The sequence below is a fragment of the Acinetobacter sp. SK-43 genome (genome assembly GCF_015351505.1).
Classification (GTDB): domain Bacteria; phylum Pseudomonadota; class Gammaproteobacteria; order Pseudomonadales; family Moraxellaceae; genus Acinetobacter; species Acinetobacter junii.
The window spans coordinates 1-13,075 of record NZ_JADKPY010000036.1; the positions used below are offsets into that span (position 1 = coordinate 1).

Annotated in this window: 17 protein-coding genes and 1 pseudogene; 4 read left to right on the top strand and 14 right to left on the bottom strand. The window is 38.7% G+C overall.

Translation table 11 applies throughout. The features are described 5' to 3' along the window. Positions 1–8 precede the first annotated feature (8 nt). Entirely contained in the window at positions 9–920 is a 912-nt protein-coding gene (locus IRT38_RS08380; RefSeq protein ID WP_004913535.1) for a LysR family transcriptional regulator, read from the bottom strand. A gap of 97 nt (positions 921–1,017) precedes the next feature. Between IRT38_RS08380 and gstA the strand changes: the two genes are divergently transcribed. The 3 genes and pseudogenes from gstA to IRT38_RS08395 all read left to right on the top strand — a co-directional run. Next, the gene (gene gstA / locus IRT38_RS08385; protein WP_194597440.1) at positions 1,018–1,620 is read left to right on the top strand and encodes a glutathione transferase GstA; all 603 of its coding nucleotides are present in this window, start codon (positions 1,018–1,020) and stop codon (positions 1,618–1,620) included. A gap of 38 nt (positions 1,621–1,658) precedes the next feature. Then, entirely contained in the window at positions 1,659–1,871 is a 213-nt protein-coding gene (locus IRT38_RS08390; protein ID WP_194597441.1) for a tautomerase family protein, read from the top strand. 1 nt (position 1,872) lies between these two features. Next, positions 1,873–2,250, top strand: a pseudogene (locus tag IRT38_RS08395) (nuclear transport factor 2 family protein); the annotation flags it as partial. A gap of 3 nt (positions 2,251–2,253) precedes the next feature. Here IRT38_RS08395 and IRT38_RS08400 read toward each other — a convergent pair. The 8 genes from IRT38_RS08400 to dapD form a co-directional block, all read right to left on the bottom strand. Further along, the gene (locus tag IRT38_RS08400; RefSeq protein ID WP_087540078.1) at positions 2,254–2,616 is read right to left on the bottom strand and encodes a glyoxalase superfamily protein; all 363 of its coding nucleotides are present in this window, start codon (positions 2,614–2,616) and stop codon (positions 2,254–2,256) included. Positions 2,617–2,628: 12 nt separating this feature from the next. Beyond that, a complete protein-coding gene (locus tag IRT38_RS08405) occupies positions 2,629–3,192 on the bottom strand; it encodes a CAP domain-containing protein (RefSeq protein WP_194597442.1) in 564 nt (187 codons plus the stop codon). Between the two features lie 114 nt (positions 3,193–3,306). Then, complete coding sequence (locus IRT38_RS08410) at positions 3,307–3,768, bottom strand: peroxiredoxin (RefSeq protein WP_004913517.1); 462 nt, start codon at positions 3,766–3,768, stop codon at positions 3,307–3,309. Positions 3,769–3,788: 20 nt separating this feature from the next. Then, complete coding sequence (locus tag IRT38_RS08415) at positions 3,789–4,475, bottom strand: diphthine--ammonia ligase (RefSeq protein ID WP_194597443.1); 687 nt, start codon at positions 4,473–4,475, stop codon at positions 3,789–3,791. Between the two features lie 90 nt (positions 4,476–4,565). Further along, positions 4,566–4,982, bottom strand: a complete 417-nt coding sequence (locus IRT38_RS08420) for a hypothetical protein (protein ID WP_004913510.1) — start codon at positions 4,980–4,982, stop codon at positions 4,566–4,568. 30 nt (positions 4,983–5,012) lie between these two features. Beyond that, positions 5,013–5,681, bottom strand: a complete 669-nt coding sequence (gene queC, locus IRT38_RS08425; protein ID WP_212639577.1) for a 7-cyano-7-deazaguanine synthase QueC — start codon at positions 5,679–5,681, stop codon at positions 5,013–5,015. Positions 5,682–5,751: 70 nt separating this feature from the next. Beyond that, a complete protein-coding gene (gene queE / locus IRT38_RS08430) occupies positions 5,752–6,462 on the bottom strand; it encodes a 7-carboxy-7-deazaguanine synthase QueE (RefSeq protein ID WP_004913505.1) in 711 nt (236 codons plus the stop codon). A 103-nt stretch (positions 6,463–6,565) separates the two neighbouring features. After that, positions 6,566–7,387 (bottom strand): 2,3,4,5-tetrahydropyridine-2,6-dicarboxylate N-succinyltransferase, encoded by an 822-nt coding sequence (gene dapD, locus IRT38_RS08435; protein WP_004913502.1) that lies wholly within the window; start codon positions 7,385–7,387, stop codon positions 6,566–6,568. Positions 7,388–7,677: 290 nt separating this feature from the next. On the opposite strand from dapD, the gene carO reads away from it, so the two are divergent. Then, a complete protein-coding gene (carO, locus tag IRT38_RS08440; protein WP_125318105.1) occupies positions 7,678–8,430 on the top strand; it encodes an ornithine uptake porin CarO in 753 nt (250 codons plus the stop codon). Between the two features lie 93 nt (positions 8,431–8,523). Here carO and IRT38_RS08445 read toward each other — a convergent pair whose 3' ends face one another. From IRT38_RS08445 to IRT38_RS08465, 5 genes are all read right to left on the bottom strand, one after another. Continuing rightward, positions 8,524–9,447 carry a CysB family HTH-type transcriptional regulator gene (locus IRT38_RS08445; RefSeq protein ID WP_004913497.1) on the bottom strand — a complete coding sequence of 308 codons (924 nt, stop codon included), beginning with the start codon at positions 9,445–9,447 and terminating at the stop codon, positions 8,524–8,526. Positions 9,448–9,523: 76 nt separating this feature from the next. Beyond that, positions 9,524–10,594: a sulfate/molybdate ABC transporter ATP-binding protein gene (locus IRT38_RS08450; RefSeq protein ID WP_194597444.1), complete on the bottom strand. Its 1,071-nt coding sequence runs from the start codon at positions 10,592–10,594 to the stop codon at positions 9,524–9,526. Positions 10,595–10,605: 11 nt separating this feature from the next. Then, entirely contained in the window at positions 10,606–11,499 is an 894-nt protein-coding gene (cysW, locus tag IRT38_RS08455; RefSeq protein ID WP_194597445.1) for a sulfate ABC transporter permease subunit CysW, read from the bottom strand. Then, the gene (gene cysT / locus IRT38_RS08460; RefSeq protein ID WP_126131786.1) at positions 11,496–12,329 is read right to left on the bottom strand and encodes a sulfate ABC transporter permease subunit CysT; all 834 of its coding nucleotides are present in this window, start codon (positions 12,327–12,329) and stop codon (positions 11,496–11,498) included. Before cysT ends, cysW begins: the two co-directional genes overlap by 4 nt. Before the next feature lie 78 nt (positions 12,330–12,407). Further along, the gene (locus tag IRT38_RS08465) at positions 12,408–13,010 is read right to left on the bottom strand and encodes an RBBP9/YdeN family alpha/beta hydrolase (protein ID WP_194597446.1); all 603 of its coding nucleotides are present in this window, start codon (positions 13,008–13,010) and stop codon (positions 12,408–12,410) included. Between the last annotated feature and the right edge of the window lie 65 nt (positions 13,011–13,075).

Consider the following 13,075-nt stretch of genomic DNA (forward strand, 5'->3'; position numbering starts at 1 on the left):
GAATGTTTTTAAGATTTTAGTTCTTTAAGCAGAAAATCGATGAAAACACGAATATGGAAAGATTCGTATTTTTTTGATGGATAAAGTAAAGAAAATGGGCGTGAAGTGCCTGAAAATTCGCTAAGTACTTCAATCAAATCTCCATTCTTAAGCTTATTTTCTACAATAAAACGATAGGTCTGTAATAAACCAGCGCTATGTTTTGCCAGTGTAACCGTGCCTAAAATATCGTCTAAGCAACGGATATTTCCCGCACTTTGATATTCAATTATTTGTTGATTAGAGGTAAATAGCCATGGAACGTTTTTCCCTGTACTGGGAAGAACAAACTGAATACATTGATGATGCTGTAAATCTTCAAGGCTTTGCGGTGTTCCGAATTGTTTTAAATACTCAGGCGACGCCACTACAATCAGTTCAGCCTGTTCTAGTTGCCGTGCAATCAAATTTGAATCAGCAAATTGTCGTCCACGAATCGCCAGATCATATCCTTCTGCTATAAAGTCCACATTTTTATTGGTTAGTTGAACATCTACTTGGATGCTTGGATATTGCTGTGAAAACTTTGCTAATAACGGGAGGATGCGATAGTGTCCATAAGGTGTTGGAACACTGATACGAATTAAACCAGAGGGTTGCTGTGTTTGATTTTTTAGTTGTTGTTCTGCTTCTAAAATTTGATTCAGCGCTTGTTTACATTCATCAAAATAGATTTTCCCTTGCGTAGTTAAACGGACTTGTCGAGTCGTTCTTACAAACAATGGTGTCGCTAAATGCTTCTCTAATCGAGCAATGGAGCGACTGACCGCTGCTGGACTCACACCTGCATGTAAGGCTGCTTTGGAAAAGCTTTCATATTCTGCTACTAAGCAAAACAATTCGACGCTACTAAACATCATCCGTTTTAGAGGGTGATTCATTCATTACACCATGTAAAAAATGATTTGAGTTGTAATCTATTTAAGCACATATAAGTAAACAATAAGATGATTCGCATACCTTGTATGGAGTTATTTTATGAAATTGTTCTATTCACCAAATGCATGTTCTCTAGCCCCACATATCGTTTTAAGAGAGCTTGGGCTTCCATTTGATTTAATCAAAGTCGATTTGCAACAGCATTTAACTGAACTGGGTGAGGACTTTTATCGACTCAATAAGAAGGGACAAGTACCTGTATTACAGCTGGAAGATGGTTCTTTTTTAACGGAAGGTGCTGTGATTAGTCAGTTTCTTGTTGATCAATTCGAACGTAAGGATTTATTACCTGAAATAAACACCGTAGAGCGTTATCAAACACTTTCTTGGATGAATTTTATTGCTGCAGAAATTCATAAAGCATATTCACCATTTTTCCATGAGTCTTATGGCGAAGAATCTAAAACTGTCTTTAGTACGATTTTAAATAAACACTATGCATGGGTTGATCAACAGTTAGATGGGCAAAACTACTTATCGGGAAGTAATTTTACCATTGCTGATATTTATCTGTTTGTGGTGACACGCTGGGCTGACTTTATTGGTCTTGATCTTGGGCATTTTATTCATTTAACAGCTTTTATGCAGCGAATTGCTCATCGTCAAACGGTTCAAGACGCAATAGCTGCCGAAGCATCTTAGTATTCTTGCTATCTATAAAATTATAAAAGGAGATCCGCATGCCTTATATTTTAATTCAAATTACTAAAGAAAATGTCTCTACAGCACAGAAACAACAGTTGATTCAAGAGGCTACAGAGTTAGTGGTTCGGGTGCTTCATAAAGATCCAGCTACTACATTTGTGGTCATTGATGAAGTTGATACAGATAACTGGGGTGTGGCAGGCGAATCAGTTTCGACCATACACAATAGACAAAGAATAGGTACATAAGATGAAAAATAATCCGATAATTAAGATTCAACAGCAACTCGAAAAATACTTTGATGGTTTGTACTTTTGTGATGTGGATAAATTACAGGACATATTTCATTCCGATGCAACTTATATCAACGCTACGGATGATCCGATGCTTAAGTTAGATATGGATACTTATTTCTCTATTGTGGGAAAGCGTATTTCACCCGCATCTCAAAACCAATTGAGACAAGATAAGGTAATTGCGATCAATTTGATTCATGATCAGTTAGCGATGGTACATGTTGAATGTGTGATTGAACCTAAATATTTTTATGATGCACTTACATTGGTACAAAAGCAGGGTGAGTGGAAAATTATTTCTAAAGTACTCCATTATCAACTTTTAGCGGACCAATTAAGCATCTTCCCAAAAGATAATTCGATTGGAAAAGGGATCAGTCATACTCAGTTCTAATGTTTCCCAATCTGTTTTTTCAACTTGGGGTTTAGCAAACTTATAATCCTTGACCTCAAGTTCATTTTTTAACAAGCTGAGATTCTCCCAGTAAATACGAATCGCACTATGCGGACTCGCATCACCGAAGTGTTCGGACAAATGGAGAATACAATCGTCTTTGGAAATTTGCAGATAAACAGGGAAGTTGTCCCCGAAAGTATGCTGCCAATCGATTTGGAAACCTAAATAATCAAGATAAAATGATTGTGCTAATTTAATGTCAAAGACACGAAAAATAGGAATGATCGAGCCATTTTGCATAGGTATTTCCTGTTAACGAATTCCGAATTGTTGTGCCCAGTATGGCTTTTGTTTTTCAGTGGAGTCAAAGGTACATGCCACGGCATAGTCTGTAAATTTAGGATTCATTATATTGGCACAATGCATGGGGCTGTTTAGCCAAGTCGTTAATACTTCATTCAAGTTTTTCTGCCCACGTGCAACATTCTCACCTCCGCCGCGTCCTTTAAACTGATAAAGTTTCAAGCGAGCTTTGAGGTCTAAACCGCCCTGACTACGATGCCCTAAAAAATTATATTGAGCTATATCTATGGCATGAGCATAAGCACTTCTAGCCAAATGTTCATTCCATACTAAGGGTGATGTTGCTGAAAAATGTCGTTGTCCACATTGACGCGCTTGTTGCCGAATTTCGTTAATCGACTGCAAGATGGTTTGTTGATAAGCTGGGTTTTGTAAGTCTTCACAGCGTATTTCGTTTGATAATTTCTGAACTTGAGAGGTTGAAGTAGAATATTCTTGTGAACGTGTTGGGGTGCTGATACTGCATCCAGAAATAAACAACGGAAATAAAATTAAAACTTGGATCGATTTCATTTTTTAAGATTTAGGTTCGTTATTTTAATCGTTTAATGATACGTTATTTTAGTTTAGGGCTACAATTTAACTGTAAAAAAGCGAGTATAAACTCGCTTTTTTGAAGGCAAGCAATTAAGCAGATTGTAAAACTTTTAAATCTTCCAATACTTGTTCAGCATGTCCTGCAGCTTTAACTTTACGATAGCTTTTCACCAATTGCTTATTGTGAAAAATAAAGGTTGAACGTTCGATGCCCATGACTTGTTTGCCATACATATTTTTTTCTTTAATGACATCAAAATGTTTACATAAGATTTCTTGTCGATCACTAATCAAATTGAAATTAAGTGATTGCTTTTCAGTGAAGTTCTGGTGAGATTTAACAGAATCACGTGAGACACCAATAATTTGACAGTTTAAAGCTGCAAACTGATCTTTTAAACATGAAAAACCGATCGCCTGAGTTGTACAGCCAGGTGTGGAATCTTTAGGGTAAAAATATAAAACTAACCATTCACTTTCGATTTGTGTCAGGTTAAGTTCACCTTCAGTTGTCGGGAAGCTTTGATCAGGTAATTGAATATTCTCAGACATGTCTCATCCTTCAATAAAGGTTATGGTTGATCTAGTTCAAGTGGTAAAAATGCATATTCTTCATGATAAACAATTTCACCGTGACGTATAGGAATTGCTTTGTTAAAAATGGGACCATTGATCACTGTGGTGTGAAATTCACCACCTTCGCCACATGGATCAATGCCGCGATCTTCCAGTTCTTGGATATATTCCAAAGTAAGTGTTTTACCTAAGTCTTCAACGCGCATCCCCAATTTGAGATTGACGGTAACAATAACACTGTGAAAACCAAGTGAAATAAATTCCTCAACGACTTGTTTGTGTGGCCTTAACCAAAGTGGCATGCCTAACTTGAGCCCAACCTGTTGAGTGACTTTATCGTGCCAGCAACCATGCTGTGGCATGTCGAGATCGCCAGTAACGAGTACTTCAGCTCCATGAGCTTTAGCCTGATGAAGTAAATCAATAAACTTACTTTCATAATCAGACCAACTCGATGAAGTCATATAAACAGGTAAACCTATCGCATCAGCTTGAGCACGAATGATATCTAGGGGCATCGCGTGCGAACGTGATCGTTTTCCTTGTTCCTCTAACATTACAATTAAGCCTAACACCGTCCCTTTATGCATAGCATGGTACAAGGCGAGAGAACTATCTTTGCCTCCACTGAATGAAACGATTGATCGTCGATTTTCAGCATTGGTTTTCCATTGGTCGTGCATGAATTTAGTCAATTTCTTTAAGTGATTCAAATATTAACAGAACTAAAAAAAGCCTGCATAAATGCAGGCTTTAATCTGAACAATACAAGCTTACTTTTTAGGAGCTTGTTGCTGAGCAGCTTTCATTGCTTCTTCAGTTAATTTTTCTAACTTAGATACCAAAGGGGCGCCTAAGCAAGCTTGTAAATCTTTATTTTGCTGTTGGACAAACGCTAAAGAACTAGGGCTTTTCTTGGCATTAATTGCACTTTGAATTTCCCATTTTTGTGCTTCAGTTACTTTACCTTGTGCATCAATTTGGCAACTACAGAATTTACTTACTTCCGCAGAGGTTAGTTTTCCACCTTTAGCTGTTTGATCTTTACATACGTTGACTAATGCAGATTTTACATTGGTACTTTTATATGCTGCTTGTAATGGATTATCAGCTGCATGAGATGCTGTAGCAAAAAGAGCCGCAGCTGACATCATTGTTGAAAGAATAATATTTGATTTAGAAAACTTCATATAATGTACCTAATTTTTACCTTATATCGTTTATTCCGCATAGCGCGTAGGATCCGCGACACCTGCTTCGATAAAACCTTGCTGACGTAAACGACAACTGTCGCATTTGCCACATGCACGTCCTTGAGCATCTGCCTGATAGCAGGATACCGTTTGGCTATAGTCTACGCCATGTTCGATGCCTAAGCGTATAATATTCGCTTTGGATAAATGTAACAGAGGTGTTTCAATTTTAAGAGGTTTTCCTTCAACACCAGCTTTTGTTGCAAGTCTTGCGAGATTGGCAAAAGCGTCAATAAATTCTGGGCGACAATCTGGATATCCTGAATAATCAACAGCATTTACACCAATCACAATGGCTGCAGCGTCAAATACTTCAGCTGCTGCAAGAGCATAGGATAGAAAAATTGTGTTACGTGCTGGAACATAAGTTACAGGAATACCTTCTTGTAATTGTTCAGGTACATCAATGTTATGATCTGTAAGCGCGGAACCGCCTAAATTACCCAAATCGATATTAATTACACGATGTTCAACGCCTGCTCGTTGTGCAAGTGCCTTAGCTGCATCAAGCTCAGTTGTAGAGCGCTGACCATACATAAAACTTAAAGCGATACAGTCATAGTTTGCTTGTGCCCAAGCGAGACATGTTGTCGAGTCTAAACCGCCAGACAATAATACGATGGCACGAGAACGCATATTATTTTCCATTATTCAACCTAAAATTATTCGTAGATGATTTGCCTCATTTGAGACAGTCACAAGATCATTAGCGACCAGATTCATCATTCCATAACAGCTTATGTAACTGTAATTGGAAGCGAACAGGGAGATGGTCATCTAAAATCCACTGAGCTAAATCACGTGCAAGAGCAGGTAGAGCAACAGCACCTTTTTCTACCGCGAAAGCAGGAGAGAACCATACTGTACTGACTTTATCTTGCAACTGGAAATTTTCCAGTTGTTGTTTAGACCATTCATAGTCGGCACGATTACAGATCACAAATTTAATCTGATCATGCTGTGTTAAATAGTCGAGATTGGTAAGTAAATTACGATGATCTTCATTAGACGTTGGTGTCTTTAGATCTAATACTTTCGAAACACGTGGATCAACTTTAGAAACATCTAAAGCTCCGCTTGTCTCAAGCGAAACGTCAAAACCGAGATCACACAAGCGTTGAAGTAATACAAGACAATTCGGTTGTGCAAGTGGTTCGCCACCAGTGACACATATATAAGGTGTTTTAAACTGGCTTGCTGTTTCAATGATATGTTCAAGTGATTGACGCTCGCCACCTTCAAAAGAGTACGTGGTATCACAATAGCTGCAACGAAGAGGGCAACCAGTTAAACGAATGAAGACAGTGGGTAAGCCAAATGTATTCGCTTCGCCTTGCAAAGAATAAAAAATCTCTGTGATACGCAAACCAGCAGCAGGATCAGAGACAGGAATTGCAGAGGAACGTAAGGAAGTCATAAAGAGTTACCACAAAATCAGCAAGCTATTAAAAAACAAAAATCTCTACGATCAGTGATAATCGTAGAGACGAGGAGCAGTATAAGCTCCGTGGTATTACATCTTAGTCAGCACGTAATAAATCATTTAAACTTGTTTTAGCACGTGTTTTCGCATCAACTTTTTTCACGATGATTGCTGCGTAAAGGCTATAAGTTCCACATTTAGAAGGAAGGCTTCCCGCAACTACAACTGAACCAGCAGGTACGCGACCATAGTGAATCTCACCAGTTTCACGATCATAGATCTTAGTCGATTGACCGATGAATACGCCCATAGAGATTACAGAGCCTTCACCAACAATCACGCCTTCTACAATTTCAGAACGCGCGCCGATGAAGCAGTTATCTTCAATGATCGTTGGGTTTGCTTGTAATGGCTCTAATACACCGCCAATACCTACACCACCAGATAAATGTACATTTTTACCAATTTGCGCACATGAACCAACAGTTGCCCAAGTATCAACCATTGTGCCTTCATCAACATATGCACCGATGTTGACATAAGATGGCATCAAGATCACATTTTTAGCTTGGAAGCTACCACGACGAGCAACAGCTGGAGGAACTACGCGTACACCTGCTGCTTTAAATTGCTCTTCAGTCCAACCAGAGTATTTAGTTGCAACTTTGTCATAAAACTGTAGATCACAAGCTTCAATAGGTTGGTTGTCATTGAGTTTAAAAGAAAGTAAAACTGCTTTTTTTAACCATTGGTGAACAACCCACTCACCATCAATCTTTTCAGCCACACGAAGTGTACCGTTGTCTAAACCAGTTAATGCTTCTTCAACGGCTTGACGAATTTCTGTAGGGCAGTCCGTAGCTGAATAATTTGCACGGTCTTCAAATGCTTGCTCAATGATCGTAGAAAGCTGAGACATGATCTTCCTTCATCCAAAAAAATTTTGAAGATTTTACACTAAATTGAACCAAGAAGCTTTGAAAAAAGTCGTTACAATAAAGTGTTTTAAAATTAAGCAATAAAATTGTAATAAATTCGGATTTAATTGTTTTTTATCTATTATTTTAAAATATACAATTATTCTGAATTTGTATCAAAAAATAACAAAAAGTAATCAGTTTCTGTATAAAAAGATATCAATCATTCTTTTAAGATTTTATTACAGTAACAACTATACCTTAGATAAAAGTATTTTTTGAGGAGACTTCAATGAAAGCTTTGCGCGTTATTCTAGCTGCAGGTGCATTAACAGCGATTGCAGGTTCTGCTTTAGCAGCAGATGAACAAGTTGTGAAGGAATCAGGTTCTACGTTTCCTTCATACTTAGATCCAGTTTCAGTTCGTGCTGAAGTGGGTACTACAGGTTACGGTGGTGCTATTTCATATCGTGTAAATCCGTATGTAGGTTTAACTTTAGGTTATAACGGTGGTGATATCTCTTGGTCTGATGATGTTAAAATTGATGGTACCAAGTATGATCTAGATATGGAAAATAACAACACATATCTAAACGCTGAGTTATATCCATGGGGTGCAAGTGAAAATGCATTTGCTCGTTCGTTGTATGTAGCAGCTGGTGTGGCTTATCTTGATAATGATTATGATCTTCAAAAACGTACATCAGCAGGTCGTACTTTATCAATAAACAACAATGACTACGAAGTTGTTGATGCTTCTAAAGATGGTGGTGTAACAGGTAAAATGTCATATAAGAATGATATTGCGCCATATGTAGGTTTTGGTTTGAATGCTCCAGTATATAAAAATATTGGTGTGTTTGGAGAGGTTGGTGCTTACTACACGGGTAATCCAGATGTGAAGCTTGATGCTTATAATTTGAAAGCTGTTACAGGTGCTAAGCCTATCGATCAAGCCGTGGCTGATGAGCAAGATAAGATTGCAAATAAAGGTAGCTATGAGTGGATGCCTGTAGGTAAAGTAGGTGTAAGTTTCAAATTCTAATCAATTTGTAAAAAAAACGAGCTGTAAAGCTCGTTTTTTCGTTTAAAGATACTTTTCCCAGATATAAAAAATGGCTCTTTAAGAGCCATTTTTTTATTCCTCAGGGTAAGCGACTTTTTTAAGTGCTTTAATATCGGTTTTAGGTGAGCAAAGCGAGATAAACTCATAACCATAACCACGTAGTAAATGACCTTTTCTTACAGCAATCCACGTAGTGTTAGTACCAAAAATGTGAGTTTTTATTTGCTGTAAACGATAGTCACGTTCGGCATCATATGCGACATCATTGACGATCCCGACACCCATATTGAGTTCAACATAGGTTTTAATAACATCGGCATCTAACGCTGACATTACGATATCTGCATGCAAATATGCATCTTCAAATGCTTTATCGATTTTAGAGCGACCTGTAAAACCTCCGTGATATGTAATCAACGGATACTCTGCTAAAAGATCGAGACTGATGTTGTCTAATTTCGTTAAAGGGTGGTCTTTAGGTGTAATAATACTGTGGTGCCATTCATAGTAAGGCACGCTTGCTAAGTTTTCCTCTGTGGTGAGAGATTCTGTCGCAATTCCAATATCAGCTTCACCTTGAAGTAGCATTTCAGCGATTTCAACAGGACTTGCTTGTTGTAAAACCAAATGCACTTTAGGAAAAAGCTTCTTAAATTGATTCACAATTGGAGGTAATACATAACGAGCTTGGGTGTGTGTTGTTGCAATCGTTAAAGTACCTTCATCAACTTTATTGAAATCGTCAGCAAGGCGTTTGATATTATCAGCATCAACTAACATGCGCTCGACAATACTCAATAGGGACTGTCCTGGTTCAGTGAGACCAAGTAATCGTTTACCTTTACGCACAAAAAGTTGTACGCCTAATTCATCTTCTAAATCTTTAATATGTTTACTGACACCAGATTGGGAGGTATAAAGTGCCGCTGAAGCTTCAGTTAAATTAAAGTTTTGACGAACTGTTTCTCGAATAATTCTGAGTTGTTGGAAGTTCATAATCATTATTTCCGCATATAGGATGAGGAACGGCTAAAGTTCCATATGAGTAGTTTAGCCGTCATCAAGTATTATTTTAAGCAACTTGCGTCGTTGGGTCTGCAAATAAATGAAGTTGAGCTGCACTAATCCAGACGGTTTGGTTTGGTCTGAATTGATGCAAATTAGCTTCTTCTACACTGAGTAAAATTTCGATAGTACGCCCACTACGATCTTGTAATTCAGCGATCACTCTACCTGCAATCCAGACTTCACGTAAAAAAGTCGCTTGAACAGTATTCGGTTGAGGCTGCGCATGAATGTGTAATTCATTTGGTCGAGCAAAAGCGATGACTTTTCCTTGCGGTGCTTGCAAATGATTTGGTAGTTGAATGCGATCATCTCCGATACGAATAATACCGTCATGATGTTCACCTTCAAAACGATTTGCTTGACCTAAGAAATCAAATACAAATGGTGTCGCTGGTTTTTCATAAACTTCACGAGGCGAACCAATTTGTTCTACATCACCTTTATTCATGACAATGATTTGATCAGCAACTTCTAAAGCTTCCTCTTGGTCATGGGTTACAAAGATAGAGGTGATGTGCAATTCATCATGTAGTGTGCGTAACCAACGACGCAGTTCTTTACGAACTTTAGCATCCAAAGCACCAAAAGGTTCATCCAGTAATAAAACACGAGGTTCAACTGCTAGAGCACGTGCTAAAGCGATACGTTGACGTTGACCACCGGATAGTTGTGTAGGGTAACGATCAGCTAAAAAGCCAAGTTGAACTAAATCAAGTAAACGCGTAACTCGTTTTTTAATTTCAGCTTCTGATGGACGTGATGCACGTGGGCGAACACGTAAACCAAAAGCAATATTGTCATAGACGGTCATGTGGCGAAATAAAGCGTAATGTTGGAAAACGAAACCAACTTGTCGCTCACGTACATGAATGTCAGTTGCATCTTCACCTTCAAGCAATACTTGCCCGCCATCGGCTGATTCTAAACCTGCAATAATTCGCAAAAGTGTTGTTTTTCCGCAGCCCGATGGACCAAGTAAAGCTACTAGCTCGCCCTCTGGGAAATCTAAAGAGATATTTTTAAGCGCGTGGAATGCGCCAAAGTGTTTTTCAATATTTTTAACTTGAATACTCATTTGTACATTCCTCAGTGGCTAGATGGATTATGTTGATGTTCATTGCTTTGGTCTTGGCGCATCTCTAACCAAGTTTTTAAAATCAAAGTGATGATTGCTAAGAATGCCAGTAAAGATGACACCGCAAATGCAGCACTGAAGGTATATTCGTTGTATAGTATTTCTACATGTAAAGGTAACGTATTCGTTTCACCACGAATGTGTCCTGAAACAACCGACACCGCGCCAAACTCACCCATAGCTCGTGCATTACATAGAATCACACCATAGATCAATCCCCATTTAATATTTGGAAGTGTTACTTTCCAGAAAGTTTGCCAACCAGATGCACCAAGTACGATTGCAGCTTCTTCTTCTTCAGTACCTTGAGCTTCCATGAGCGGAATGAGTTCGCGTGCAACAAATGGAACAGTGATGAAAATAGTAGCTAAAACAATACCTGGAACGGCATATAGGATTTTGATGTCATTATCCATGAGCCATCCGCCAACCCAACCTTGAGAGCCAAAAATTAACACAATCATTAAACCTGCTATCACAGGTGAAACTGAGAATGGCATGTCGATAATGGTGGTCAAAATGGCTTTACCACGGAACTGGAACTTAGCTACTGCCCAAGCTGCTGCAACACCAAATACAACGTTAATCGGTACAGCAATCGCAATAGTGATTAAGGTGAGCTTTACAGCCGATAGCGTATCTGAGTCAGTCAATGCATTTACATAGACTTCTAGACCCTGCTTAAAAGCTTCGACAAAAACCAAAATTAAGGGCAGAACCAAGCAACTTAAGAAAAAGATTAATGCAATAGTAATTAGACTATAACGAACCCATGTCGGTTCTCTAGTGGCATCTCTTGCTTGTAATTTGAGTGCCAAAGCATTGCTGTTTGTATTCAAACTCATTGTGCAACTCTCCCTGTACGACGGCTTGCCCATGCTTGAACTAAATTAATTAAAAATAAGATGGCAAATGAGAGAATGAGCATGACTACAGCGATCGTTGTTGCGCCTGCATAATCATATTCTTCTAAACGAGAAATGATCATGAGGGGAGCAATCTCTGTTTTATACGGTTGATTGCCTGCAATAAAGATGACAGAGCCATATTCACCAACACCACGAGCAAATGCCAAAGCAAATCCTGTCAGCAACGCTGGAAATAAAATTGGAAGTATGACTTTGGTAATGGTCTGCCAGCGATTTGCACCAAGTGCAGAAGCTGCTTCTTCTAACTCAGATTCAATATCGCTGAGAACTGGTTGTACTGTTCGAACAACAAAGGGTAATCCAATAAATATCAGGGCAAGAGTAATACCAATAGGGGTATATGCAACTTGAATCCCTAACGGTTCCAAATATTGACCAATCCAACCTGTTGGAGCATATAAAGAAGTGAGTGCAATCCCTGCAACAGCTGTTGGTAGGGCAAAAGGTAAATCGACTAATGCATCGACAATTCTTTTACCTGGAAAACTATAGCGAACTAAGCACCATGCCAATAATAATCCAAAAAACACATTCACTAGCGCAGCAATCAATGCCGCACTGAAACTAAGTTGCAGTGACTTTAGGATTCGTTCTGAAGTTAAGATTTCCCATAAACCATCCCATCCGATTCCTAAAGATCGGATAAATACAGCAGATAAAGGAATAAGCACAATCAAAGATACATAAGCGAGAGTAAAGCCTAATGAGAGACCAAACCCTGGCAGCACTCGGGAACGCTGCGACATGACATTTCCTCAAAGAGAAATATTTGCTAAATAAGCAAATAAACGAAACTAAAATCAAAAAATACGGTGAAGATGGGGCTAGGCAAATTTCATATTAAAATTTGCGACCTTCATTAGAGCGGTAGGTAAGCTCTTTTTTTCAGGTAATAAATAATTCAGGATCTCAGGGAATGGACCAAACCCTGAAGCAACATTGATGTGGCCAACAGGTCCTAAATTAATTGGTGTTAATTTCCATGATTCTGCGAGCTGTAAAGCATCGACATAACTAAGCCATTGATCATTCTCACTAATTAATAACGTCGTTGGCACATCAATACTGAGTCCATGAAAATATGCTTTATAGTCAGTTAGACTATGACGAGCGAAACCTGCCTCACCAAAACGTGCTGGATTTGCGGGTGCAACCAAAACTAAATTTTTTACTTGTACATTTAGTTCAGGATGCTCGGCGAGAGCCGCTACACTGGTTAAGCATCCAAAACTATGAGCAACGATCTGAACAGGTTCATTTACAGATGAAACAGTTTTGACAAACTGATCAACCCACTCTTGCAAGACTGGACGATCCCAGTGTTTCTGTTGAACACGAGAACTAAACATGAGTTTTTGTTGTAGCCAAGACTGCCAGTGTTGAGCCTCGCTGCCGCCTACACCAGGAACAATTACGGTATGAGTCATGTCTAATCTCCTTAGAATCCTTCCCAACCTTGCTTTATGAAAGTGAGGAAGTCCCTCTTAGAAAA